Genomic DNA, 26778 nt, shown 5'->3' on the forward strand with positions numbered 1-26778 from the left:
ATTTATTGCATTGTAATTTTCTCCACACAATTTTCATAAATAGTACGGTGTGATTTTGAGAAAGGTAATTGCTCAAATACCTCTTTCGATACAAATTTTAATGTATCTGTATCAACAATATTACCGGTTACTTTTCCGTAAAATACAAATATATCCCAAGTACGATGTGTAAACGTATGTTGTACATTCATTGCGTATTCATCAATAGAAACCTCGAGCTCAAATTTTTCTTTCATATAATCTATAAGCTGTTCCTTCTGATTTCGAATACCTTCTCCAAGTTCAGCATTAGGAAACTCCCACATGTTAGCTAACAAACCTGTACTTGGACGTTTATTAATAACGTAACGACCGTCTTCAGTTTGAAGTACGCCTGCAACAATAGGTACCATTTTAGGAGCTTTCGCTTTACTTTTTACTGGTAATTCTTTTTGAACACCTTCAGCATATCCTCTGCAATGCTCACGCACAGGACAAAGTAAGCACGATGGATTTTTAGGAATACAAATCAATGCACCTAATTCCATCAATCCTTGATTAAAATAAGATGGGTTTTCTACTGAAATAATTTCACGCACAATCTCTTCAAAAACTTTTCGAGTCTTTGGTTTTGCAATATCATCCCATACTGATAAAATACGAGATAATACACGCATAACATTTCCATCAACTGCCGGCTCTGGTATACCATATGCGATACTTAAAATAGCACCTTTTGTATATGGTCCTACTCCTTTTAACTTTTCAATTTTCTTTACATCACTTGGTACAACCCCGCCGTATACTTCTTTTACCTCTTTTACTGCCGCATGTAAATTACGTGCTCTAGAATAATATCCTAAACCTTCCCATGCTTTTAATACTTCTTCATCATCAGCGTTCGCTAACGCTTCAAGTGTAGGAAACTTCCCCATAAAATTTGCGTAATATGGTTTTACAGCTTCTACTCTTGTTTGCTGCAACATAATTTCAGAAACCCAAACGCGGTATGGATCTTTATTCTTTCTCCACGGTAAGTCGCGCTGTTCTTCTTCAAACCAACCAATTAAATCATTTTGAAACTGCTCTATATTAAAATTGTTTAGTATTTCAAGTGTCAAACTTGATCCCCCTCATTTTTTTGCATATAAGTACTATTATAAAGATTTTAGGAAAAAATTTAAGTAAGATGACATAGGAAATAGAAGGCAAAGGACTTGAGGTATCGAATAAAAAGAGTTACATTAATAAAAAACGGAGGTGGATTTCTATGGACACAGCCACTCACCTTGTTATGGGTATCACTTTAGGTAGCTTAGCAACATTAGATCCAGCCATAGCACAAAGTGATATTGGCCCCCAAGCTGTTATGCTTGCTACAATTGCTGGTTCCAACATTCCTGACATTGACACAGTTTTAAAATTGCGTAATAACGCTAAATATATAAGAAATCATCGTGGGATTACTCATTCTATTCCTGCGGTAATTCTTTGGTCATTCCTTATAAGTGGCATCTCTTTCGCCTTCTTTTCAGAAGCTCCATATCTTCATCTACTACTTTGGTCATTTATTGCCGTCTTTCTTCACGTCTTTGTAGATATTTTCAACGCCTATGGTACACAAGCATTACGACCTTTCACAAAAAAATGGGTCGCACTTGGCATAATTAATACATTCGATACCGTAATTTTCTTTATCCATATACTTGCAATTGCTTGCATGCTCGTCGGTTCTCATAAGGGATATACAGCTTTAGCGGCATATATATTAATGATTGTTTACTATATCGGACGGATTATGATGCACAGAAATATAAGAAGCGTTGTACACAAACGTTTCAAAAATGTCGAAAAGATTATCATTTCTCCTTCTTACCGATTTTATCATTACCATTTAGCAGTCGTTACGGCTGATTATTACTACGTTGCGAGATGGCACCGTGGTAACATCATGATATATGATAAGTTCGATCGGGTACCGTTCCCAGACAATAATATTATGCGAGCAGCTAAACAAGATGAAAACATTTCAGCCTTCCTATCTTTCTCTCCTGTATATCGCTGGGATATTTTTGATCATGACCATTATTATGAAGTACGATTCATTGATTTACGATATCGAAGTAAAGATTATTATCCATTTGTTGCAATCGTTCAGCTCGACCACAATTTAAATATTATTAGTTCCTATACAGGATGGATCTTTAGTGAAGAAAAGCTTCGAAAAAAACTGGAATTACTTCCACATTAAAAAAAGCGACTTAAGTCGCTTTTTTTAATGTTTCAAATGATCTTCTTGATTAATTAAATGACTATACTTCGGATTATTTGTCCGCATTTCATGAAGGCGTACACCATGATTATTAATCCATGATCGTACCACTTGTTCCGTCATTTCATCGCCTTGATAACGACCTGATTTTGCATAAGTTGTTTGAAAATCTTCCCATAGTAACTCAACCCACGCACGAGCTTGTGCGTAAGAAAGCTTGTCATTCTTGTCTAATAATTCTTTCGTTAATGTTTCATAAATATCATTCATATTATAATCTCCTTTTACCTATTTATCCCTTCATTTCTAAAGGATAGTTTCTTCAATTTTGCACATTCTATAATTGATACTTCTTAAAGAGGTATCAACCGATAATGAGGAGGGCGTTCGCAATGGGTAAACAAGCCGAATTTTGGTCTGAGTCAAAAAACAACAGCAAAATCGACGGTCAACCGAAAGCGAAATCACGCTTCGCTTCGAAACGACCTAACGGCACAATTAACACGCACCCACAAGAACGTATGCGTGCTGCAAATCAGCAGGAAGAATAGTACAAATTAAATTAACTTCCTACACGAGGTGATAAAGATGAGCTACCGTGATCGCTTAGATAGTCGTTCTGAATTATTTAACCATACGTGGACTCGTCCAAAACATGCGAAAGCACAAGTTAACGGACAGACGCAACAAACCCAGTCTCTCATTATATTGGCAAATGAATGTAAAAAACGCCAATTTTAGAATCTCCTATCTCCTTTAACGCCTACCAAAGATGAAAACCAGAGAGATATATGCTCTCTGGTTTTTATTTTTCTTGCAATAAGGAAATTGGTATGCCAATCTCTTCATTATCATTTTGCTTATATCCCCAAGCAAATACCCCATTGAAATACGTAATTTTAAATAATACACCAGGTTCTTCTACTAATTCATATGTTTCACCAATACGGAATTTGTTTACATCCGTCATATAAGCACGAGCCATTGCCATTTTTCTCATTAATACATCAAATTCATTGACAATCCCAAGCTGCTCAGCTTTTACTGCTTGCTCCTTCAAAGCGCCAATTTCTTCCCTTAGCTCATGCGGTGTCATTTCACTGTAGCGTTTTGGCATATTCATCTTATTCTCCTCATTCCTCTTCGCGTTTCATTTGCAAAAATATCTCGATTTCATCAATAGAGAATCCTTTTCGATATAACGCTTGTTTCATCTTGTTTTCAAATATCCATCCATCATGCTTCTTATATTTCTCATAATATTTATTCCCATGATAGTGTAACGCTTCTTGTTGCTTTTCGTCATCTTTTTCGTCTTTCAATTCTTCCAAACAAATTTGAATTACTTCTCTAGAATATCCTTTTCGAACAAGCATCTCATCTAACTTTAGTTTCATTTGTAAAAAAGAATGTTTTTGATAAGATTTTTTCTTCTTCTCTATGAGAAACAAGGCATTCTCAATTTGCTTTTCCTTCGGATATTCTTGTAAACTATGTGTAATAATTAAATCCTGAACACCTTTATTTAATAACTCTCTTTTAATAACAGTTGGACCTTTTCGATTCACATTACTTTGCGTTCGCGTATATAAAACAGCATACTCTTTATCATTAATATATCGGTCATGTAATAATTTCGAAACGACTTCAGAGATGATGGCCTGTCCCACTTCTTTTTTTCGTAAAAAATCTTCTATTTCTTGTTTTGTTCTCATTTGATAGGATAAATAGGAGATTGCTTGTAAATATGCTTTTTGTACTTCTTCATTGTACAAAATATTTCCTAACTCGATTTCATCAATTTCTAAGCCTTTTTGTAATCCATGTTTTATTAAGATTACTTGATCCACACTAAATCCGTACTCTTCGCCTTGACCTTTATCAATATAAATATTAAATCGTTCTTTCGATCGTTTTTGTACTTCTATTTTTGTAATGACAGCCATACTCTCACCTCTCTATTATTTTAACATAGTCGAGGAACATTTTTTCTTTTCAAGAATATATATAATGAGGAGGAAATACTTGTGAAAATCGCAATTTCTGGTGGTACAGGCTTTATCGGTAAATCCCTTTCTACTTTTTTTATTCAAAAAGGATATACTGTTTACATTCTCACACGAAAAAAAACTACTGAAACTTCCGATCCTAACCTTCAGTATGTTCAATGGACACCAGATTTACAAACCTTCCCCCTCTCTTCTATTGATATAGTTATTAATCTAGCCGGAGAGTCTATTAATAGTAGATGGACAAAGCAACAAAAGAAAGTCATTTTAAACAGTAGAATTCAAACAACAAAAGGAATCATTAAACAATTGCAGACACTCCATACAAAACCACACACATTTATTAACGCAAGTGCTATTGGATACTATGGAACGTCTGAAATAGAGTCTTTTACAGAACAGCATGAGACTCCTGGAAATGACTTTTTAGCAAATACAGTATATTCATGGGAACAAGAAGCATCTAAAGCACGTTCTCTCGGAATACGAACAATCTACGCAAGATTTGGAGTTGTATTAGGTGCAAATGGAGGAGCTCTTCCCAAAATGCTACTTCCCTATCAATTCTATATCGGCGGCACCATTGGTTCTGGGAAGCAATGGTTATCATGGATTCATATAGACGATGTCGTTCGTATGATGGATTTCATCATACACAAAAAAGAAATTGATGGTCCTCTTAATATGACAGCACCAACACCCATAAGAATGAAGGAATTTGGAGAAAACATTGCAACTATAATGAAAAAACCTCATTGGTTGCCTGTACCTTCATTTATCATTCAAACTTTACTGGGTGAAATGAGCATACTTGTACTAGAAGGGCAACGTGTATTACCCATTAAGGCAATTGAACATGGATACCAATACACATTTCCGGCAATAGACCATGCATTACAAAATATACTTTCGCATACAATGTAGTACTTCTAAAACACAATTTTACATGGGCTCTTTCAAAACTTTCATTTTCTAGGATCCTAAGCATTACCATACAAATAACCTTTCAGTTACTTTCCCTTAACTTCCATTAGCATTATAAAGTAACAGAAATGAGGTACCTATGAAAATATTGCTCAAACAAGCCATTGTATACCCTATTACATCTCAAAAGTTTCAAGGAGATGTACTCGTTACAGGAGAGCGAATTACCGAGGTCAAACCTTTTATTCAACCTACTCAAGATATGACCGTTATAGATGCACGAGCACTCCATCTCTTACCTGGCTTTATTGATGTCCATACTCACCTTGGTCTCTATGATGAAGGTACTGGTTGGGCTGGAAATGATGCCAATGAAACATCTGAAGTTTCAACACCACATATTCGTTCTTTAGATGGAATCCATCCTTTCGATATTGCCTTTCAAGACGCTGTACAAAACGGAATTACAACCGTTCACGTTATGCCTGGCAGTCAAAATATTATCGGGGGTACTACTTGTGTAATAAAAACAGCTGGAACTTGTATTGATCATATGATTATTCAAGAACCTGCTGGTTTAAAGATTGCCTTTGGAGAAAATCCTAAAAAAGTCCATAGTAATGGAACAAAAGAATCCATTACACGTATGGGGATTATGGGGTTACTTCGGGAATCATTCTATGAAGCACAACACTACGGGCACGAAGCTGATTTTAGAATGCTTCCTATTTTAAAAGCATTACGTCGTGAAATACCCGTACGTATCCACGCTCACCGAGCAGATGATATTAGTTCTGCGCTACGCTTTGCAACGGAATTCAACCTCGATCTACGTATTGAACATTGTACAGAAGGACACTTTCTTGTTGAAGAGCTTTCGAAACACAATTTGAAGGTTTCAGTTGGTCCCACTCTGACACGTCGTTCTAAAATCGAACTAAAAAACAAGACATGGGATACTTACCATATATTATCTAAAAATGGTGTGGAAGTTTCTATAACAACAGATCATCCTTATACACCCATTCAATATTTAAATATTTGTGCCGCTGTTGCAGTAAGAGAAGGGTTAGACGAGAAAACAGCACTAGAAGGAATCACCATATTCCCAGCGCGAAATTTGCGTTTAGAGGATAGAATTGGAAGCATTGAGGTTGGAAAAGACGCCGATCTCGTGTTATGGACTCATCATCCTTTCCATTATTTAGCCAAGCCTGTACTAACTATGATTGATGGAAAAATAATTTACAAAAAAAATAAAAAAAACTAGTTTATTTTTTTGACTAGATAAAGTATTATACGATTATAAACTGAATGAAACCATAATCAATTTGTGTCGTGATTATCATTTTCAAATTGATGAATGGGGAAGGCAAATGGTGCGCCACCAGCGTTAGAAACTGGTTCTAGTGGGTTCGATTCCCACCCCGAAATTTTTTAAAGATTGATATAAAAATTTCGAGGGTGGGGTGTTTTTTCGTCATGCTACCCTCGTGTGAGGAGGAGTTAGTATGTTGAAAAAACGCGACTTACACGACAGCCACGTTCTATACGAGTTAATGGTGGATCCAGCTGTCTTCCCTTTTGTGCGTCAAAAGGCTTATTCTTATGAAGAATATTTATTCTTAACAAAACAAACGATTGAAGCTGAAGAACGTGGTGAATTAATTTCACGCACAATTTTAGATGAATGGGGTAACCCTATCGGAACAATTACTTTATTTGATGTGCAAGAAAAAGCTGGATTTCTCGGGACATGGCTTGGCAAACCATATCATGGAAAAGGCTATAACAAATTAGCAAAAGATTCATTTTTTAGTGAACTTTTCTATGAATTAGATATTGAAACAATTTTCATGCGTATTCGTAAAATAAATATTCGTTCTATTAAAGCTGCAGAAAAACTGCAATATGTGAATCTAGCAAACGAAACAAGAAAAGCCGTATATGATGAAATTAACGCAAACGAAGAAGTGTATAACTTATATGAAATTCCAAAAGATCAATACACACTTGCTACAATGCGAGATACAACCTTCCAAGATGCTCATCAATTAAAAGAAGCGTAATCTAAATTTTCTGAAATGATAATCAATCGTTAACATTTTCCATATGCGTATATCCCCTCATGTCTTTGGAAACGATAAATAGTAACTTTAAGACACGAGGTGATTTGTAATGGATAAAAAGAAACGTGATAAAGCAAAAAACACATTATCTAGTACACAAGAAGTTCTCTATCAACGCGAATTTCAAAAAGCAGATCGTGCAGCAGGATATCGCTCGAAAAGCATTTAAAGTGACAATGAATAATTAGAACTTTCCCCCCTAATTATTCATTTTCATTACATAATTTTCTCGACTGATAGAAGTAAGCAAAAAAGCCCCTTATACATAAGGGACTTTTTTTGCTGTGGACAACTTTATCCACAAAACCAACAGAATTGTTAGTAATTTTCAAAAACATTTAATATTTTTCTATATTAAAGCATATATCAGCTGTTTTAATTGTGGATATTTTTCTAAAAATTGTGGACAATGTGGATATAGTTGTTAATATTCCGACTTTACTGTTTAATGAAAGCGTAATCCTTTTGTGGATAACTGGCTGAATTTTCTTTGAAAATAATAAAGAACCCTCTTTACATATACAAAGAGGGTTTCATATTAAGTAAAAGATTGTGCAAGAGCAGGTGATTTAATAGGTATATGACGCGGTTCTGCATGATTTTCTGCCAAAATTGCATCTACAATATGACCAGCTGGCTCTGGAAGATAGATGCTTTTCATTGCTTCTTTCATTTGAAGAAGCTTCACATCATCTTGTAATAATGCCTCTGTTTTTGCAAAAACCTCACTATCATCGCGAATGACAACTGCTGCTCCCTTTCTTTCAAAGTACATCGCATTTTCATTTTCTTGTCCTGGAACAGGCTTATATAAAATGACAGGTACTTGCAACGCTGCTGCTTCACTTAATGTTATTCCGCCTGGCTTCGTAATCATACAAGAAGTAACACGGAATAATTCATCAATATTTTCAACATACCCAAACACTTTTAATGCATCGGAATTTTGCTTCTGTAAACTTAATAAATCCTGTTTTAAAGCTTCATTTTTCCCACAAACGACAACTATTTGTAAATTAGGCACTGACATAAATGATTGGCATAGTTCTTTTACATTTCCTAATACCCCATGAGCACCTGCTACAATTAGTAAAATCTTTTTATTCTTACATAACTGATATTTAGTATATATGATTTCCGGATTTACCTTTAACTCAAAACTACTCCGAATTGGAATTCCTGTTTCAACAATTTGTTCCGCAGGTACACCGATATCAACCATCAATTCTTTCACATGATCCGTTGCAACAAAATAACGATCTACTTCTCGATGAATCCATATTTTGTGCACGCAAAAATCCGTTAATACGTTATAGACAGGAATTGAAATACCTGTTTGTTTCTTCAATTCTGGTACAGCGATAATTGGAAATGTATTAATTACAATATCTGGTTTCTCCACCTGTAATAGTGTTTTCAAACGTTTTCTTCCAAAGTTCGCATACCAAGATGCTATTTTCTTATCATAAATTTTTTCTACCCCGTAATAAAACAAACGATATAATTCTTTTCCTATTGTATAACTTTTTAAATATAGATATTTTGTAATGTCAGTTATAAATGGATGTGATTCTCCAAACAAGTCGCATACAATAACATCTTCAATTCCTTTTTGGCGAAATGTTTGTTCTAATGTTTTTGCTACTTGCACATGACCATTACCGTAATGTGCAGTTAATATTAAAACCTTGGGGTTTTTTATCAAACAAATCCACTCCTAGCTTTTTGTTTCTCCATATTGCATATACGACAATAGGAAAAACATTTTCCTTAAAAATTACATAAACAGATTCTAATAATTCCCTTTCAGCTATGTACCTGTCGTGGATATGCAAAGCATATAAGATTGACCCCTTAATCCTATCTGTGCTCATATCTTTACATTATACTTTCCTATAAGAGCTTTCGCAATAACTTACAAATGTTCTCTATTCCATGATACTCACTCTTTTACTTCTTAATTCTTTTTACTATTTTGATTTCCCTTTACAATTATGTAAATTTCTCCATTTATTCCGTACAAAATTATGGATATTCTACTTTCAGTATACTCTTTTATCAATATATACTCTAGATTTTATTGTAAAGAAAGCAAAAAGCCTAATCCAATATTTGGATTAGACCGCTTGTAAAATATATTTAGCATGTTCTACATTTTTCTCAGTAGGTGGTTCTACATTTGCGAGTGGATACTTGTGTCCAAGCGCCTCCCATTTATATACACCAAGCTTATGATATGGTAACACTTCAACTTTTTGAACATTAGACAGACTTTGAATAAAGCTAGATAGTTTTTGTAGATCCTCTTCATTATCCGTAACACCAGGAACTAATACGTGTCGTACCCAAATTGGTTTATTCTTATCCGATAAATAACGAGTAAATTGTAAAATATGTTCATTTGGTTTCCCTGTTAATTTACGATGCTTTTTGGAATCGATATGTTTCAGATCCAATAAAACTAAATCTGTATAATCCATTAAAATATCTAGCTTATTTTGGAATTCTGGTTCCTCAGAATAACAACCACCAGAAGAGTCGATTGTTGTATGGATACCAGCCGCTTTACACTTTTTAAACAACTCAATTAAAAAGTCTAGCTGTAATAATGGCTCTCCACCGCTAACTGTTATACCGCCTCCGGAAGCTTCAATAAATGGAAGGTAACATGTCACATCCTGCATCACTTCTTCAACTGTTATTTCTTTACCTTTACCAATTTCCCACGTATCAGCATTATGACAATATTGACAACGTAATAAACACCCTTGTGTAAATATGACATAACGAATCCCTGGGCCATCAACAGTACCACAAGACTCTACAGAATGTATTCTTCCTTTTACCATGTTACTTCCTCCTTTATTGAAACAGCCTCCCTTCGCTATATATTAAGAGCGAAGGGACACTTTTTTCATTTACATGCTTTCATGCATTGTACGGTTAATTACATCAATTTGTTGTTCACGAGTTAATTTAATAAAGTTTACAGCATAACCAGATACACGAATTGTTAATTGTGGATACTTCTCAGGATGTTCCATTGCATCCATTAATGTTTCACGGTTAAATACGTTAATATTTAAGTGGTGCCCTTCTTTTACTGCATAACCATCAAGCATTGATACTAAGTTACGTACTTGTACATCATCTTCTTTACCAAGTGCTTTCGGAATAATAGAGAACGTATTAGAAATACCATCTTGTGCATCTTCATATGGTAATTTAGCCACAGATAATAATGAAGCTAATGCACCTTTTGTATCACGTCCATGCATTGGGTTCGCACCTGGTGCAAATGGTTCTCCAGTACGGCGGCCATCTGGAGTATTACCAGTTTTCTTACCGTATACAACATTAGATGTGATTGTTAAGATTGACATTGTATGAACAGAATTTCTGTATGTTTTATGTTTACGAAGTTTATTCATAAATGTTTTTACAAGATTTACAGCAATCTCATCTACACGATCATCATTGTTACCGTATTTAGGGAAATCTCCTTCAATCTCGAAGTCAACTGCAATACCATTTTCATCACGAATTGGTTTTACTTTTGCGTATTTAATTGCACTTAATGAATCTGCTACTACAGATAGACCAGCGATACCTGTTGCCATTGTACGAAGAACGTTTGTATCATGAAGTGCCATTTCAATACGTTCATAGCTATATTTATCATGCATGTAATGGATAACATTTAATGTGTTTAAATATAGACCCGCTAACCATTCCATTGTCATATCAAACTTATGCATAACTTCTTCATAATTTAATACTTCAGAAGTAATTGGTGCGTACTCAGGACCAACTTGTGCTTTTGACTTTTCATCTTTACCACCGTTAATCGCATATAATAATGCTTTCGCTAAGTTTGCACGAGCTCCGAAGAACTGCATTTGTTTACCGATTCTCATTGCAGATACGCAACATGCAATACCGTAATCATCGCCGTATTCAGGACGCATAATGTCATCATTTTCATATTGAATTGCTGATGTTTTAATAGACATTTTCGCACAGTAGTTTTTAAAGTTCTCTGGTAATTGTTTAGACCAAAGAACAGTTAAGTTTGGTTCTGGAGCTGGTCCTAAATTATCTAATGTATGCAAGAAACGGAATGAGTTCTTTGTTACTAATGGACGACCATCTAATGCCATACCACCGATAGATTCAGTTACCCAAGTTGGGTCACCAGAGAATAATTCATTATAATCAGGTGTTCTTGCGAATTTCACAAGACGTAATTTCATAATGAAGTGATCTACAATTTCTTGTACTTCTTCTTCTGTTAAAGTACCATTTGCTAAATCTCTTTCAATGTAAATATCTAAGAATGTAGAAGTACGTCCAAGACTCATTGCAGCCCCGTTTTGCTCTTTAATCGCTGCAAGGTATGCGAAGTATAACCATTGGAATGCTTCTTGTGCATTTGTTGCTGGCTTAGAAATATCGAAGCCATGAGAAGCAGCCATTTCTTTTAACTCTTGAAGTGCACGCATTTGCTCAGATAACTCTTCGCGTAAACGCATCGTATCTTCGCTCATTACACCACCAGTTAAATTCAAATCAGCTTTTTTCGCTTCAATTAAATGATCAATACCATATAACGCTACTCGGCGATAGTCACCGATAATACGTCCACGTCCGTATGCATCTGGAAGACCAGTAATAACACCTGATTTACGTGCATTTCTCATTTCTGGTGTGTATGCATCAAATACACCTTGGTTATGAGTTTTTCTCCACTCTCTAAAAATACGACTAAGTTCTTTATCCATTTCGTATCCATAAGATTCACAAGCTTGTTCTGCCATACGAATACCACCATATGGTTGTAAAGAACGTTTAAATGGTTTATCAGTTTGGAAACCGACTACTTTTTCAATATCTTTATTTAAGTATCCTGGGTCATGTGATGTAATAGAAGAAACAATTTTTGTATCCATATCAAGAACGCCACCGTTTTCACGTTCTTTCGTTGTTAAATCCATTACTTGATCCCAAAGTTTTTTCGTTGCTTCAGTTGCTTCTGCTAAGAAAGATTCGTCCCCTTCGAAAACGTTTACATTATTTAAAATGAAATCGCGAACATCAATCTCTGCTTTCCATTTTTCACCTTTAAAGTTTTCCCATGCGTTTTTAACATTTTCTAATACTTGAGTCATCCTAATCTCCTCCATTTTTGATTAGTACAGGACTAAGATTTTTTATATAACAGCTTACACACTTAGAATACTACTTTTTTACGAAAGTGAACGAAATAGTTGTGACATGTTTGTGAAATATTGAGCAAACTACTATATATATAGTGTTAACTTCATTTAAAAGTCTTTAAAATTAACCCTTTCCTTAATTGTATTTTTTTGGTATCCTTATATACGAGTCCTATTTTGTAATATAAGAACAATACCCATTGTAGAGCTGTAATACTCTTATCTCCTAATCTGTTATAGTTTTTATAACAGAACAAAAAAGTGTACACATGTTGTACACTTTTTTTGTTACTTCTATAAAACATCTCTTTTTCTATTGCCATCATAGAATCCGCCACGATTGTCTGTTAATGCAATTATTTGATCTAGTCCTTCTATATGATCACCTATAATTCGAAGTACAGCTGGTGGATGACCTATTTTAGCAAAATGTTCACTGGGACGAATACGGTTCATCTTATCGACCTCAACACGACTTACACATGCAACTTCAAATCCTGAAAGAATAGCTTTCACTTGGGCTACACACGGCGCCAGTAAAGATCTATACCCAATTTCTTTCAAACACTTACGGCTAAACGCATTCGGTACAGCGATAAGAGAGCCTACGCCTAGATCTTTTCTATCACAAGCTAAATTTAATGCATATTTAAATGCAGTTACAAGATGAAGCGGTACTCTTAAATCTAAATAATGATTTAGATCATTTAATGCAACATCTGTTCCATCTGCAATAGCTTTCGCAAAAGGATACAGCTCACTCGCTGGAATAACAAAATCGCCATCTATAAATAACACAATTTCTCCTTTTGCAAAATACGTTCCAAGTGAGCGCCCCACATCATTTCCGAGTGCTTCTTTATATACAATTGTCGTTGCCCCTTTGTCTTTTGCAATTTTTTTCGTTTTATCTGACGAACCATTTACGACAACGATAATTTCGAAAGGTTCAATTTTGCGAAGCTCTTCTATAACGTTTCCAATTGTTTTCTCTTCATCTTGTACGGGAATAACAACCGATAGTTGCTTTCCTTTATACAAATCAGATGTAACACCCCACCCTTGATAAAACTCTTCAAAACTTAAAGTATGATAGACACTATCCCTTTTCCTATTTCCATCATAATATCCTCCGCGCTCATCACTGCTTAATATCCGTTCTGCTACTGCTTCTATATGATCACCTATCATTCTTTTTTCAGATTGGGAAAGATTTGGCCCATATGCAGCATGCTGGAATGGACGAAATTTATTCGGCGTAATAACGTCAATGGCACAATGACGACTAATTCTCCATTTACTTTGAACTAGGTGTAAATGAGCCACAATAGGATTAACAAAACATTCATATCCGATGCTTTGAACGACTTCTTTCGTCAGCGCATGAGGTACATCTAATAAAGAATTCATTTTTAATTCTTCACGCTCTAACATTGCATTTAATATTTGGCGCCATACTGTAATAGAAGTGGTTTTTTGCCTTTTTAAAAATAATGCATCCAAATTATTTAAAACTACATCTGCCTGATCGTATAAAATCGGATTAAGGAATAATTTTAATTTTGAAGTTGGAATAGCAAAATCACCATCTATAAATAGTAATACATCACCTATCGCATGTTTTGCGCCGACTGCACGTCCAACATCGTTCCCTAGTAGCTCTGTATGCTTGATTACTTTACACCCTAAACGATCTGCAACATCTTCTGTTCCATCATTACAACCGTTTGCTACTACAATGATTTCTACTGGATTTAATGGTCTTACCGATTGAATAACGTCTGAAATCGTATCGACCTCATTACATGCAGGAATAATAACAGATAATGACTTAGCCATTGTTTTGTTCACGAAACCACTTAATTGTTTCCTTCAATCCGTTTTCCCACGTTACTTTCGCCTGAAATTGAACAAGCTCTTTTAATTTTGTTACATCTGGTCTTCTATTTGGAATTTCTTCAAAACCATGAGGATATACTTCTTCAAAAGGCACTTGTACAATCTTCGAAGAAGAATTCGTTAATTTTTTAATTACTTCTGCTACTTCTTTTATACTCTGTTCATTCTCAGAACCTATATTAATAATCTCACCATTTACCTTCTCATCCATTGCCCGAATTGTTGCTTCTACCGCATCACTCACATACGTAAAACAACGTGTCTGCTTTCCATCTCCATATACGAGAATGTCTTCTCCTTGCAGTGCCGCACGGATAAATCGCGGAATTACTCCTGCATACGGACCATCTTTCGCTCTTGGACCATAAATATTAAAATATCGAACAATCGTTACCGGTAAGCCTTCTAATGCGTATCCTAAACATAATGTTTCTTCTAACGTTTTACAAACCGCATAACTCCAACGAATTTTAGAAGTTGCCCCGTACAATCGATCTCCCTCTTCAGAGAAAGGCGGCTTGGCCTTACCATATACTTCTGAAGTAGAAGCAAAAACTACTTTCTTCTTTCCTTTTAGCGCTGCTTGTAAAATATTTCTCGTCCCATCAAAATTCGTTTCTATGAGCTCTATACTTTTTTCCATTGTTGTTTTCACACCTAAAATTGCTGCTAAATGAAACACGACATCATGCTGATCTACTAATTCATAAATAGAATTTTTATCTAAAACACTTATTGGAATAACACGGATTTCTTTCATTAACTCTTTATGGTACTTATTTTTACCTTTATAAAAGTTATCCACAACAGTGACCTCATAACCTCTTCTCATCAACTCTTCAGCTAAATGTGACCCGATAAATCCGGCTCCACCTGTAATTAAACATTTCTTACTCATTTACTCACCTTCTTTACAATCCCGCGTGTATCTATTACTCGGTCTATTCCTTTAAAAAGCTTCCAATCAATATTAGAATGATCCGTTAAAATTAAAATACAATCCGCTTTTTTAACTTTTTCTTCATCTAAAGAAACAGATTGGTACACCTTATCTCCAATTTCCGCGGAAGAAATATAAGGATCATGATATTCTATCTCGTATCCTTGATTTCTTAATAATTGAATAATCGGTAACGCTGGTGATTCTCTCAAATCATTTACATCTTTTTTATACGCAATCCCTACAATTAACACCGTTGCAGGTAATTGCACCACACTTTTTACTTTCCGGACCATTTTCTCTGGCATTTCTTCATTAATTATATGTGCAGCCTCAATTAATTGACTAATTGCTCCATTCTTTTTTATTCTCCATTGAAAATATAAAGGGTCTACGGGAATACAGTGTCCCCCTATCCCTGGCCCTGGCCAATACGGAGTAAACCCAAATGGTTTTGTAGATGCCGCTTCAATGGCCTCATAAAAATCAATGCCTAAACTTTCACATAGTGTGTTTAGTTCATTTACTAAAGAAATGTTAACTAAGCGCTGAATATTTTCAAATAGCTTGCACATCTCTGCTACTTTCGGAGAGCTAACAGGTACAACTTCGTCAAAAATGGTACTATATAAATCCTGTACCTTTTGTTTACACTTTTCTGTTTGTCCACTAATAACTTTTGGAATAGCTTGAACTGAATATTGACTATTTGCTGGATCAATTCTCTCAGGGGAATATCCGATATAGAAATCTTCCCCTACCTTTTTACCATTTTGAGAAATAATAGGTAGGATGACTTCTTCAAGTGTGCCTGGATATGTGGAGCTTTCAAAAATGAAGGTTTGTCCTTTTTGAAGGTTTTGTTGTATATAATGCGAAGCTGAAATGAGGGCACTTAAGTCTGGTTCTCTTTGTTCATTAATTGGAGTCGGGACAGTGACAATAACATAATCACTATTTTGAAAATCAGCAATGCCTTGATCCGGTGTATTTACTGTTAATTTTTTTTTCGTCAATAAACTTTGTAACTCTTTAGAAGAAACATCCGGAATATAACTTTCTCCTTTTATAATTGAGTCTATTTTTCTAATATCTTTATCTAATCCAAGTACTGTATGCCCTCTTTCTGCAAAATGTACCGCTAAAGGAAGGCCAACATACCCTAGCCCAATAATAGCTACTTTACTACTATTCATTTGTATTCTCTTCTTCCCTTCTCAATTGTTGAATTACATCTCTATCTCTATCTCCATCTGTAAAACCACCACGTTCGTCCGTACATTGTAATAAATACGCAACCGCTTCAAGTTGATCACCGAAAATACGATCAAACGCTGAAATACGCCCATTTACAAATTCGTGTTGCTCTGGACGTACTCGATTTGTTTTTATAACATCTACTAACTCTACTGTTGTAATAGAGAATCCTTCTAAAATAGCTTTCACTTGTGCTAATGGCGGAATGATAAGGGAATCATATCCTATTTTCTCTATTACCTTCTTATGAATGGCATGTGGTACAGCAGTTAGTGAGTTATTCCATAAATCTGGTCGTTTCGCTATCAAATTCACAAAGTATTTTCCCATACTAATTGGATCTGCTGGATGAAACATATCTAATAAGCATTGTAAATCATTTAACACCACGTCATTTCCATCTTCAACAGCATGTAAAAATAGAGTGAGTTTTTTTGCTGGAATAACAAGATCACTATCAACGAATAAACAAATATCTGCCGTAGCATGCATGGCACCTATTGCTCGTGCTACATTATGTCCAAGCGCCTTCGTAAATTCAACAACAATAACATTCTCTAGCTTTGCCTGTTTAACAGTCTCAACATCTGCTCCATTCGCGACAACTATAATTTCATCTACACCTGCTTCTTTCACTTCTTTTATAACAGACCTTATGGTCATTTTCTCTTCTGATACTGGGATAATGGCACTATATTTCGCTTTATTCTTTTGTAATAAAACTGGTTTATACTTTCCTACAAACTCTCTATCTCTATTGTCCTCTGAAAAACCACCGCGTTTACCATATGTTTCGATTACGTATTGTAAAGCTCGCAAATGATCACCCATAATACGACTAGTCGCTTTCGGATAAGGAGAGCCAGGTGATGTACCAGTATGCACAGGACGAACTTTATTTGTGTAGATGACATCAACTGAAGCCATATCAGAAATATCTACTCCTCTAGACATCGCCATCGCTTGAAATAATGCTGGATCTGCTAAATTCCACCACCCCAGTTTTTCAATCACTTTACGACTTATCGCATGTGGTATTGCAATTAAAGATCCTACAACAAACTCTTTCTTGTTCAAATAACGATTTAACATATATTTTCCAACCGTCGTATAATGCGGTCTCATCTTCAAGTAAACGGACCATGTTAAATTATTTAAAACAATCTCATGTCCTTGTCGTATTCCTTTAATAAAATTGTATAATTCTTCACTTTTCATGACGATATCACCATCTAAAAACAAAACAATCTCGCCTTTTGCTTCTCTAGCACCAATTGCCCGTCCCACATCATTACCAAGAGAATATCTATAATAAATCACACGGCAATTATGCTGTAATGCTATTTCCTTCGTCCCATCTGTCGATCCATTATCTACTATGATAACTTCATATGGTTCGAGCTTTCTTACCTCTACTAAAACTTTTGATAAAGTACTTGCTTCATTATGCACTGGAATAACAACTGACACTCTCATACTTGTATCACTCTTACCCTTCCAAGCGAACATAAGCAATAATAGGAATACGCACAACTACATCTTCTGGTGGTCCATAAGAAGGAGAAGTACGAACAATTACTGCCCCATCCGTCACAGATAAAAGAACGCCTACAATGATTTCTACAGCTGTCACAACTTGCACTAGTTCTCCAACATGGTTACGTAATTCATCAGTAAATAACATATATAACTCTCCTTTCTTACGCTTCTTTAATTGATATAATACTTGTAAATGGTAATAAAACTTCAGTTCCTATTCCTTCTTGCAATGTTAAGAAGTCATCACCAACTGCTACAATAACACCTGTTAATTGTCCAACTGTCACCGTAATTTCTACGTTTTTACCTAGATACTGCTTTGCAATTTCTTTAAAAGGTGATGTATTGCATTCTTTTAAAATGTTACAAATAATAGATTGAAATCTACTTGATTCAATAACTTCTTCCGTAGCTTGCTTAGAGTTTCTTTGAATAAATCTCGCGAAGTTTTGTGAAAATAAAAGTCTTTCCACAGCAGGCAATAACTTATTATCTAAAAAATAATCTAATTGTCTATTAAACAATCTTGATAATTTATGCCAATATTTTCTGAACAGACACATACACTTCTCCTCCTATTATTTTTAGATTATAAAATTTTACATCCATACATCTTAATGTATACAAAATGGATGTTTTTGTGATAGGTAAGACATACATTTTCTAAAAGAAATATTTGTTTCAGAGCATAAAAAAAACTATCCAACAGGATAGTTTCTTACACTTCAATATTCCGCAATATCGAATAAATGTCATTATTCACTTTACCAAATGATTTAATATTATTTTGAATGTTAGATAATAAAACAACATATACACTACCATTTTTACTAAATCCGTTTAAGCAATTCCAACCTGGCATTACACCATGATTCGAATAGCTTCCTGGGTCTACGTACCATCCAAACCCGTAATCCTTTTTTCCACCCGTAAACATTTGATCGTAACTCTCTTTTGAAATTAATTTTCCAGAGAATAGTGCTTCGTTAAATAAATATAAATCATGCGCACTTGTGTATATATCACCACAACCATATAGTTGTGACATGCTTGGAATATTAGGTGTTGTCATATTATTATTTACTATTTTATAACCCGTTGATGGGAATCTTGTTTGTTCTAACGCTGTGCCAAAGCCAGAATGTTTCATACCGGCAGTGGCAAAAATATGTTGTTTAATATATTCTTCGAGTGACTGCCCACTTACCTTCTCTGCAATATAAGCAAGTATAGAGTAGTTCGAATCAGAATACTTCCACTTCTCTCCTGGACCACCAATACGCTTTTGATTTCCTATCCGCTTTATCAGTTCTTCATGAGAAATATCTTCTTTTCCCTGCTCATATTCGGGAATCCCTGATGTATGTGTTAATAGATGTTTTAGCTGAATATTATTACCTTGTGGAAAATCTGGAATATACTTCGCAACAGTATCTTCTACTTGTAATTTATTTTGATCTTTCAATTGCATAATAGCAGTTGCTACAAACGCCTTTGAAATAGAACCAATATAAAAAGTCGTCTCTGAATTATTCGGTACTTGCTGCTCTTTATTTGCCATACCATACCCTTTATTCAGAAGAACTTTTCCGTTCTTCACAATAACAGCTGTCCCGCTAAATCCTGCGTTTTGTAAATACTGGTCCAATTGAGCGTTTTCATTAATTTCTTGAGGTGGCCCTTCAGCAGGTTTCTCCGCTGCTTGCGCTTGCTTCATTTGTTCTTCCTGCTCTTTTTGTTTTTGCTTCTGTACTTCTTGTTTCTTTTTTTCTTCTTTCTTTTTTAACTCTTCTTGTTTCTTCATTTCTGCTGCCGCTTTTAAAGTTTCTTCTTTCTTATTATGCGCAACAATTTTTGTATACATGAAATATACAAGTGATAATAGTAAGACGAGAATGATTGTTCTTTTTATGTATACAATCGGCCGATGTGCTTTCCCATTCGCATTATTTTTTTCCTGATCCATAATTGCTTTTTTCCCCTTACTCACCAATAATTTAATTCCTCTACTAAAGATTCGTTTTAGTAGATTATGGATAATCCATTCTATATCATCCCTACTTTATCACGCACTGCACATATTACCAACCTATATGTACAAAAAAGAAAAAGAAAATTTACAAAAGTAAGATTCCCGTTAAATTATTAACAAAAAAAAAGAGGATATCCTCTAAAAAATTGATGTTATCAATCTTTTTGGACATCCTCTTATCTCATTATTTATACGTGTTTTTTCATATCATCGGCAACAGATTCAACATTTGTACCTACGATAACTTGTACACTTGTATTACTTAATTTCATAACACCTTTTGCACCAGCACGTTTTAATGCTGCTTCATTTACTTGACCAGCATCTTTTACTTGTAAGCGTAGACGTGTTGCACAGTTATCAATAACTGTTAAGTTTTCTTTTCCGCCTAAAGCTGCTACGTAAGTTTCACCAATTGAACCTGCAACTGGTGCATCACCATCTTCAACTAACTCATCGTCATCTTCACGACCAGGAGTTTTTAAATCGAACTTCTTAATTAAGAAATAGAATACTATGAAATAAATTGCTGCGTAAATTAAACCGATACCTGCTAGTAAGACTGGTTTTGTTGCAATACCGAAGTTTAAAGCATAATCGATTGCACCGGCACTAAATGAGAAACCATCATGAATGCCAAGTGATGTTGTAATGAATAAAGAAAGACCTGTTAGTACAGCATGAATACCATATAATACTGGTGATAAGAACATGAATGAGAATTCAATAGGCTCTGTAATACCAGTTAAGAATGAAGTTAATGCTAGACCAGCTAACATACCAGTAACTGCTTTACGCTTTTCTGGTTTAGCAGCTGCAATCATTGCGAAACATGCTGCTGGTAAACCGAACATCATAACTGGGAAGAAACCAGTCATAAACATACCTGCTGTTTTGTCACCTGCAAGGAAACGAGCAATATCACCATTAACAACATTACCTGCTGCATTTGTAAAGTCCCCAAATACAAACCAGAAGTATGTGTTCATTACGTGGTGTAAACCAATTGGGATTAATAAACGGTTTAATAAACCAAATAATCCTGAACCAATTGCACCTAAATTAACAATTCCATGAGCTAATGCATCAATACCATTTTGAATTGTTGGCCAAATTTGTGCAAATAGAATTCCTAATATCAGCATCACAACTGATGTAACAATTGGAACGAAACGTTTTCCAGCAAAGAAACCTAACCATTCTGGAAGTTTAATCTTATGGAATTTATTATAAAGAAGTCCTGCTATAACACCAACAATAATACCACCTAAAACTTTCATATCTACTTTAGTCGATAATTCAGCAGCCTTAGATACTTGTGTCATTGTATCTGCAAGCTTAGATGGATCTACATTTGCGCTATTACCTATTAAATCTTGGACTTTACCTAATTTACCTTGTAATTCAGCAGTTGAATACCCTTTGCTAAGTGCATCAATACTATTTTTCATAACAAGATAACCAATTGCACCTGCAAGACCTGCTGCACCACTACCATCCACTGAAAGACCGATTGCAATACCAATTGCAAAAATAAGTGCTAAGTTATCAAAAACTGCTGCGCCGGCCTGTGCCATAACAGGAATATCAAATACATCTGGTTGCCCTAAACGAAGCAATAATCCTGCTGCTGGTAGTACTGCGATCGGAAGCATTAACGCTTTACCAATACGTTGTAAAAACTGCAACATTTTAATTCCCCCTAATTAAATTTATGAAATCGTTATCATTATAAGTACGCTTTAGAAAACGCTTTCTATTACATAACCATAATAACATATAGTTGTATAGATGTGTAGTTTTTATTTCTGAACTTTTTATGGATAAATCTCCTATTTCCAAACTGTTATATAAAAGGAAAATTCTCCTTTTTAAAATACAGAATACTCGAAACGAAAGACCTATTATATCACATTGAACTTTCGTTTTATCATTCCACTTTTTCATGTTATTATTTATTTCCGAGCATATCGGGAAAAGTAAACTTAGTTAATTCAAAATAGGAGCGTTGGTACTATGCAGTGCATTGAAACAAACAACTTACAACAGTTGTTAGAACAAGTAAAACCATATACGAAAAAAGGCAAACTTGCTACTTATATCCCCGAACTAGGAAATGCAAATCCAGACGATTTAGGGATTGCCATTTTCCATAAAGAAACAGAATATATCCATGCAGGCAACTCACAAACACTATTTACTCTTCAAAGTATTTCCAAAGTAATTACACTTGCCCTTGCCCTTTTAGACCGTGGTGAAGAATATGTATTTTCTAAAGTTGGAATGGAACCAACGGGTGACCCATTTAATTCTATTATTAAGTTAGAAACGACAAGTCCGTCCAAACCCCTTAATCCAATGATAAATGCAGGAGCATTAGCTATTACAAGCATGTTAGCAGGAAAAGATAACGAGGAAAAAATGGAACGTATTCTTCACTTTGTACGTGAAATAACAGATAATCCTACTATTAATTATTCCTCTAAAGTTGCCGATTCAGAACTAGAGACAGCTTATCTAAACCGTTCACTTTGTTATTATATGAAACAAAACGGAATTATCGATTGTGATATTGAAGAACTTATGGATTTATATACTCGTCAATGCGCAGTTGAAGTAAACTGCATCGATTTAGCACGTATCGGCTTAATTTTTGCAATGGATGGATATGATCCATATAAAAAGAAACAAATCATCCCTAAACATATTACAAAAATTTGCAAAACATTTATGGTCACATGTGGTATGTATAACGAATCTGGTGAATTTGCAATTCGTGTTGGTATTCCTGCAAAAAGCGGTGTAGCCGGTGGTATTTTTGGCTGCGTAAAAGGAGACATGGGAATCGGTATTTTCGGACCAGCTTTAGATGCAAACGGAAATAGTATTGCTGGTTTTAAAATTCTTGAACTTCTTTCTGCTCAAGAAGGTTGGAGCATTTTTTAATCGCGAGTTATCCTGCTATACTAGCAGGATTTTTTATTTCGCCAAAACCTCAATTTTGTGAGTTATCAATCTTCTTATAAAAACAGTGCTGAAAGTTTCTCTATATCATGCATATTTGTTCCCCCCTCCTGAATAATATAGTACAACCTAGCGCTATATGTGGAGGTGTGAAAGATGAAACTAATATTTCAAATGGGAAAACAACCTGTTCTTGAAAAAACAATCCTTCTTTTTATATTGAGTATTGTAGAAAGCTTGAAGTTAAAAGTTGTTTCACTCGACGAAGCTCACCGATACATATTCAATTTAGAAGTACTTGAATTATTAATGGATCGGAACATCGATGATCAAGTACTTGAACTTATTCATTTCGGGATGGGACTTGAAGACATTTATCACGTGCTTCCTGAAGAACTTGAGCATACGATTGAGGAATTAAAATGGCTTTGCATTCAAGTATTAAGTGAGTACAGTATGCATGAAGAATCGGAACAATTAATTGAAGATATACGGTAAAAAAGCACCTATGTAGGTGCTTTTAATGTTTTTTTAAACTATTTTTATACGCCTCAATATTTACTGGTAGCTCTTCCTCTTCCAAAGTATGTTCATTTACATCTTTATGAATGAACGCACCTTTAGGTGGTTGATGATCATGCCCTTTTTTCTTATGATCAAATGCTTTCCCGCGTCCCATACAAATCCCCCTTTCTTAAAAGAAATCCGTATTAGTATGGAGAAAAGTACGTCGATATATGCAATCCCTTGCTGTATTTCCAAGGAAATACTCGAACCTTGTTTTCTACTCTCCTTACAACAACTGATCAATCCCAATAAGAATTAATAACACTCCTGCGATAACTGTCGCCCACTTTCCTAAGTATTCTGCTAAAAATCGTTTCCCTACATACGCAAAGCCACTAATACAAATAAAACTAAACACCCCTGAAATAGTTGCTGTAAGCCAAAGGTTCAAATTTGTTATCCCAGCATCAAATCCACCTGCAATATTATTAATAGACAACGCAATCCCTAATACAATTGCTTCTGAAAAACTAATTGTTTTAGAACCATCAAAATCTGCTTTTTCTGGATCACGTAAAATTCCCATAAGTACATTACCATCTTTAGAGCCTACGGTATTTCTTTGCCCCAAGAAAGGCTGGCACAAAATAAACACCCCGATTATCCCTAAAACGATTGCTCCAATCAGGTTTGCTGTAAACTCTGAAATAAATAACGCGATCCAGTTCCCAAAAAATCCAGCTAATAAAGTAAATAAAAACCCAAAAAATGCGATGATAAAATTGTTGAACCACGAAATTCTAATTTTACGAATGCCATATGCAATCCCAACACCTGCATTATCTAAATTAGAAGCAATCCCGATTAAAAAAATTGAAAATAGACCTGCCGTACTCATAAATAGCCACCCCTTTTCCTCACTTTTCCATGCATCTTATGAAAATGTTGAGCAACTGTGCCTGTCTGTTTCATATACATGTAATAAATGCTCAACATTTTTTCAACAATAAAAAGGAGTGCCTTCGCTATGCCTAAAGAAAATCCAAATGAGCGGCTTAGTAGATTAATAAAAAAACTTTTAAAAGAACGTGCCTTATCTATGCGCCAACTCGGAATGCTTACAAATATTGATCCCGCAACAATCTCAAGAATTATGAATGGTAAACAACCGCCAAAACAAAAACACCTACAAAAATTCGCAGAATGTCTGCAAGTTCCACCCCAATTGTTATTTGATGAAATGTATCCTGATTCTCCTCACATTAATAAAGAAAAGACGGATATGTACACATCTCTTGATACAATTCAGCAAACTCTGCAATCCTCTAACTTATTCGATTTCGACTACACAACAACCCGCGTAAAACAAGAACTTGAAAACTATGAACGATATGCTCAAACAACAGAAGGTGAAAAGCGCATTCATGAAAGTTTCGCGAGCAAGTTAGAACAAATTGATAGTGCTGGCCCTTTCATTGAACAATTAACAGATATGTATCAACAATTTTGCAATGAAACGATTCCAAAAGAAGAGCGTGCAGTTCTTGGTGGCGCATTACTGTATTTCATTTTATCGACAGATATTATTCCCGACTATCTCTTTCCAATTGGCTATTTAGATGATGCGATTGCTGTTGAATTAGCAAAAGAGAAATTAATGGAACTAAAACGAAAGACATAGAAAAATAAAGAACTATTTCAGTTGTTTCTATTTAACTCTGAAATAGTTCACTAAAAAATCGTACAAGTATACATACCTGTACGATTTCAACATACTAATCTATTTTTTCATATGACACCATTCATATATAAATGCTGTTATTACTTTTGTAAATTCAATTAACTGCTCTACTTCTACTTTCTCATTTATTGAATGAGCTTCCTCTAATGTGCCTGGTCCGTAAATAACAGCCGGAATATGAAATTCACTAAACCAACCACCATCCGTTACCGTTGCAGACATATCTAAAATTGCGTTTTTAGAAAGAATTGATTCATGTACTGAGCTAAGCGTTTTTACAGCTGTATGTTCACTATCTATTTCTAAAGAAGGGAAAATTTCGCCACGATCCACAATCATTGATTCTCCGCCCCACTTAAATTGTGGTGGATTTTCACTTAGCCATGGATCGGCAGCTGCTACTTTACCGATATACTCTTCAATTTCTTTTATTATTTGTTCATGTGTTTCATTCGGATAAAAGTGCACTGTTATCCATAACCGGCACTCATCCGCAATAAAAGCTGCATGTCTTCCACCCTCAATAACAGCTGGATTAATTGTTGTTGTTCCAGACGGATAGCCTTCATATGTTTTCATAACTGCCCAATGACGCTCTAATTCTTGTAAACTTTGCACAATTTTCATCATTTTTTCAATTGCACTCGCTCCAAATAAACGTCCTCCAGCATGAATCATTTGCCTACGCGTTGCATCATGAAACGTTTGAGGGCTTTTCACAGTAATCCAGCCAGTAATTACGCCGCCCTGTCCTTGCATATGTAAATTACTCGTATCCACTACGACTGCAAAATCAGCATCATAACCTCTTTTGCAGCATTGAAGTGTACCAGCTTCTCCAACTTCTTCTCCAATTACGGATTGAAAGATTAAATCTCCAGGTAATTCAATACCAGCTTCTTGTAATAGCTGAATAGCAAATAGCGCTCCAGCTAGTCCCCCTTTCATATCAGCTGCACCACGTCCAACTAACCAACTATCTTTTATAAATGGCTCAAACGGATTTGTTTCCCACGCCTCATCTGCCGATACTTCAGCTACATCCATATGTCCATTAATAATAAGACTTTTATATGAGTCACTTTTTGCCCCTTTTTTCACACCAACAACGTTCGGATCATTAGGATATACATCCCATTTATCAACACTAAAATTTTGTTCTCTTAGAAACTCTGCAACAAATTGTTGTGCCTCATTTGTATTTCTCGCCGGCGGTGCTGGTGTTTCAAAACGAATTAAATTCTTTGTAAGCTCTAGTAACTCATCTTTTCGTAAATCAATCTGCTCTAATAGCTGTGAAACTTTTTTATTCATCGCTAATTCCCCTTTACATACGTAGTATGTTTCCAACTTTATTTTCACAAAAAAAG

29 protein-coding genes and 1 pseudogene are annotated in these 26778 nt (G+C 35.1%); 10 read left to right on the plus strand and 20 right to left on the minus strand.

Annotated features, from left to right (window positions below):
* Positions 1–2: 2 nt before the first annotated feature.
* Positions 3–1100, minus strand: coding sequence for an A/G-specific adenine glycosylase (gene mutY / locus HMAS_RS23640; RefSeq protein ID WP_000171397.1), 1098 nt, complete (start codon positions 1098–1100; stop codon positions 3–5).
* 149 nt (positions 1101–1249) lie between these two features.
* Here mutY and HMAS_RS23645 point away from each other — a divergent pair, with 149 nt between their 5' ends.
* Complete coding sequence (locus HMAS_RS23645; protein WP_000379112.1) at positions 1250–2230, plus strand: metal-dependent hydrolase; 981 nt, start codon at positions 1250–1252, stop codon at positions 2228–2230.
* A gap of 24 nt (positions 2231–2254) precedes the next feature.
* Here HMAS_RS23645 and HMAS_RS23650 read toward each other — a convergent pair whose 3' ends face one another.
* On the minus strand, positions 2255–2521 hold the full coding sequence (locus tag HMAS_RS23650; RefSeq protein WP_000998166.1) for a YfhJ family protein: 267 nt from the start codon (positions 2519–2521) through the stop codon (positions 2255–2257).
* A gap of 122 nt (positions 2522–2643) precedes the next feature.
* On the opposite strand from HMAS_RS23650, the gene HMAS_RS23655 reads away from it, so the two are divergent.
* Together HMAS_RS23655 and HMAS_RS23660 are read left to right on the plus strand one after the other, a co-directional pair.
* On the plus strand, positions 2644–2802 hold the full coding sequence (locus HMAS_RS23655) for a small, acid-soluble spore protein K (RefSeq protein WP_000517891.1): 159 nt from the start codon (positions 2644–2646) through the stop codon (positions 2800–2802).
* 37 nt (positions 2803–2839) lie between these two features.
* Positions 2840–2992 (plus strand): YpzG family protein, encoded by a 153-nt coding sequence (locus HMAS_RS23660; protein ID WP_000122093.1) that lies wholly within the window; start codon positions 2840–2842, stop codon positions 2990–2992.
* 64 nt (positions 2993–3056) lie between these two features.
* Here HMAS_RS23660 and HMAS_RS23665 read toward each other — a convergent pair whose 3' ends face one another.
* Together HMAS_RS23665 and recX are read right to left on the minus strand one after the other, a co-directional pair.
* Complete coding sequence (locus HMAS_RS23665) at positions 3057–3374, minus strand: YfhH family protein (RefSeq protein ID WP_001057025.1); 318 nt, start codon at positions 3372–3374, stop codon at positions 3057–3059.
* A gap of 10 nt (positions 3375–3384) precedes the next feature.
* Positions 3385–4197, minus strand: coding sequence for a recombination regulator RecX (recX, locus tag HMAS_RS23670; protein WP_048558596.1), 813 nt, complete (start codon positions 4195–4197; stop codon positions 3385–3387).
* Between the two features lie 81 nt (positions 4198–4278).
* On the opposite strand from recX, the gene HMAS_RS23675 reads away from it, so the two are divergent.
* The 4 genes from HMAS_RS23675 (at position 4279) to HMAS_RS23690 (ending at position 7482) form a co-directional block, all read left to right on the plus strand.
* Positions 4279–5184 (plus strand): TIGR01777 family oxidoreductase, encoded by a 906-nt coding sequence (locus tag HMAS_RS23675; RefSeq protein ID WP_000684379.1) that lies wholly within the window; start codon positions 4279–4281, stop codon positions 5182–5184.
* Positions 5185–5323: 139 nt separating this feature from the next.
* The gene (locus HMAS_RS23680) at positions 5324–6454 is read left to right on the plus strand and encodes an amidohydrolase (RefSeq protein WP_000698317.1); all 1131 of its coding nucleotides are present in this window, start codon (positions 5324–5326) and stop codon (positions 6452–6454) included.
* A 241-nt stretch (positions 6455–6695) separates the two neighbouring features.
* A complete protein-coding gene (locus tag HMAS_RS23685; RefSeq protein ID WP_000914737.1) occupies positions 6696–7253 on the plus strand; it encodes a GNAT family N-acetyltransferase in 558 nt (185 codons plus the stop codon).
* A 109-nt stretch (positions 7254–7362) separates the two neighbouring features.
* Positions 7363–7482: a YfhE family protein gene (locus tag HMAS_RS23690; protein WP_000358482.1), complete on the plus strand. Its 120-nt coding sequence runs from the start codon at positions 7363–7365 to the stop codon at positions 7480–7482.
* 369 nt (positions 7483–7851) lie between these two features.
* On the opposite strand, the gene HMAS_RS23695 is transcribed toward HMAS_RS23690, so the two are convergent.
* The 13 genes and pseudogenes from HMAS_RS23695 to HMAS_RS28370 form a co-directional block, all read right to left on the minus strand.
* Positions 7852–9018 carry a diglucosyl diacylglycerol synthase gene (locus HMAS_RS23695; RefSeq protein WP_000594690.1) on the minus strand — a complete coding sequence of 389 codons (1167 nt, stop codon included), beginning with the start codon at positions 9016–9018 and terminating at the stop codon, positions 7852–7854.
* A gap of 412 nt (positions 9019–9430) precedes the next feature.
* Positions 9431–10162: a pyruvate formate-lyase-activating protein gene (gene pflA, locus HMAS_RS23700; RefSeq protein WP_070179125.1), complete on the minus strand. Its 732-nt coding sequence runs from the start codon at positions 10160–10162 to the stop codon at positions 9431–9433.
* A 69-nt stretch (positions 10163–10231) separates the two neighbouring features.
* The gene (pflB, locus tag HMAS_RS23705; RefSeq protein WP_033695425.1) at positions 10232–12481 is read right to left on the minus strand and encodes a formate C-acetyltransferase; all 2250 of its coding nucleotides are present in this window, start codon (positions 12479–12481) and stop codon (positions 10232–10234) included.
* 152 nt (positions 12482–12633) lie between these two features.
* Positions 12634–12855, minus strand: a complete 222-nt coding sequence (locus tag HMAS_RS23710) for a hypothetical protein (RefSeq protein ID WP_002094217.1) — start codon at positions 12853–12855, stop codon at positions 12634–12636.
* Positions 12824–14368, minus strand: coding sequence for a glycosyltransferase family 2 protein (locus HMAS_RS23715; RefSeq protein WP_006916162.1), 1545 nt, complete (start codon positions 14366–14368; stop codon positions 12824–12826). The genes HMAS_RS23710 and HMAS_RS23715 overlap by 32 nt, the downstream gene beginning before the upstream one ends.
* A complete protein-coding gene (locus HMAS_RS23720) occupies positions 14361–15326 on the minus strand; it encodes an NAD-dependent epimerase/dehydratase family protein (RefSeq protein ID WP_000037018.1) in 966 nt (321 codons plus the stop codon). Before HMAS_RS23720 ends, HMAS_RS23715 begins: the two co-directional genes overlap by 8 nt.
* Positions 15323–16564, minus strand: coding sequence for a nucleotide sugar dehydrogenase (locus HMAS_RS23725; protein WP_001088924.1), 1242 nt, complete (start codon positions 16562–16564; stop codon positions 15323–15325). The genes HMAS_RS23720 and HMAS_RS23725 overlap by 4 nt, the downstream gene beginning before the upstream one ends.
* A complete protein-coding gene (locus HMAS_RS23730; protein WP_001266468.1) occupies positions 16557–18101 on the minus strand; it encodes a glycosyltransferase family 2 protein in 1545 nt (514 codons plus the stop codon). Before HMAS_RS23730 ends, HMAS_RS23725 begins: the two co-directional genes overlap by 8 nt.
* A gap of 13 nt (positions 18102–18114) precedes the next feature.
* Positions 18115–18309, minus strand: a complete 195-nt coding sequence (locus HMAS_RS23735) for a hypothetical protein (RefSeq protein ID WP_000899470.1) — start codon at positions 18307–18309, stop codon at positions 18115–18117.
* Positions 18310–18325: 16 nt separating this feature from the next.
* The gene (locus HMAS_RS23740; RefSeq protein WP_000335531.1) at positions 18326–18727 is read right to left on the minus strand and encodes a hypothetical protein; all 402 of its coding nucleotides are present in this window, start codon (positions 18725–18727) and stop codon (positions 18326–18328) included.
* 155 nt (positions 18728–18882) lie between these two features.
* Positions 18883–20130, minus strand: coding sequence for a serine hydrolase domain-containing protein (locus HMAS_RS23745; RefSeq protein ID WP_033691709.1), 1248 nt, complete (start codon positions 20128–20130; stop codon positions 18883–18885).
* 254 nt (positions 20131–20384) lie between these two features.
* Entirely contained in the window at positions 20385–21887 is a 1503-nt protein-coding gene (nagE, locus tag HMAS_RS23750) for an N-acetylglucosamine-specific PTS transporter subunit IIBC (protein ID WP_000938900.1), read from the minus strand.
* Between the two features lie 141 nt (positions 21888–22028).
* Positions 22029–22143 (minus strand): annotated as a pseudogene (locus HMAS_RS28370) (transcriptional regulator).
* Positions 22144–22212: 69 nt separating this feature from the next.
* Between HMAS_RS28370 and glsA the strand changes: the two are divergent.
* Together glsA and HMAS_RS23765 are read left to right on the plus strand one after the other, a co-directional pair.
* Positions 22213–23142: a glutaminase A gene (glsA, locus tag HMAS_RS23760; RefSeq protein WP_001149850.1), complete on the plus strand. Its 930-nt coding sequence runs from the start codon at positions 22213–22215 to the stop codon at positions 23140–23142.
* 174 nt (positions 23143–23316) lie between these two features.
* Positions 23317–23658: a DUF3969 family protein gene (locus tag HMAS_RS23765; protein WP_000766604.1), complete on the plus strand. Its 342-nt coding sequence runs from the start codon at positions 23317–23319 to the stop codon at positions 23656–23658.
* A 22-nt stretch (positions 23659–23680) separates the two neighbouring features.
* Here the strand turns inward: HMAS_RS23765 and HMAS_RS27835 are convergent, their stop codons facing one another.
* Both HMAS_RS27835 and ytaF read right to left on the minus strand, forming a co-directional pair.
* Complete coding sequence (locus HMAS_RS27835) at positions 23681–23839, minus strand: hypothetical protein (protein WP_000532409.1); 159 nt, start codon at positions 23837–23839, stop codon at positions 23681–23683.
* Positions 23840–23953: 114 nt separating this feature from the next.
* The gene (ytaF, locus tag HMAS_RS23770) at positions 23954–24565 is read right to left on the minus strand and encodes a sporulation membrane protein YtaF (RefSeq protein WP_000100724.1); all 612 of its coding nucleotides are present in this window, start codon (positions 24563–24565) and stop codon (positions 23954–23956) included.
* A gap of 129 nt (positions 24566–24694) precedes the next feature.
* Here ytaF and HMAS_RS23775 point away from each other — a divergent pair, with 129 nt between their 5' ends.
* Complete coding sequence (locus HMAS_RS23775) at positions 24695–25348, plus strand: helix-turn-helix domain-containing protein (protein ID WP_001123718.1); 654 nt, start codon at positions 24695–24697, stop codon at positions 25346–25348.
* Positions 25349–25447: 99 nt separating this feature from the next.
* Here the strand turns inward: HMAS_RS23775 and HMAS_RS23780 are convergent, their stop codons facing one another.
* On the minus strand, positions 25448–26770 hold the full coding sequence (locus tag HMAS_RS23780; RefSeq protein WP_116345064.1) for an acetylornithine deacetylase: 1323 nt from the start codon (positions 26768–26770) through the stop codon (positions 25448–25450).
* Positions 26771–26778: the final 8 nt, after the last annotated feature.

The sequence above is a fragment of the Bacillus sp. HMA207 genome, assembly GCF_003402455.1.
GTDB classification, from domain to species: Bacteria; Bacillota; Bacilli; order Bacillales; family Bacillaceae_G; genus Bacillus_A; species Bacillus_A cereus.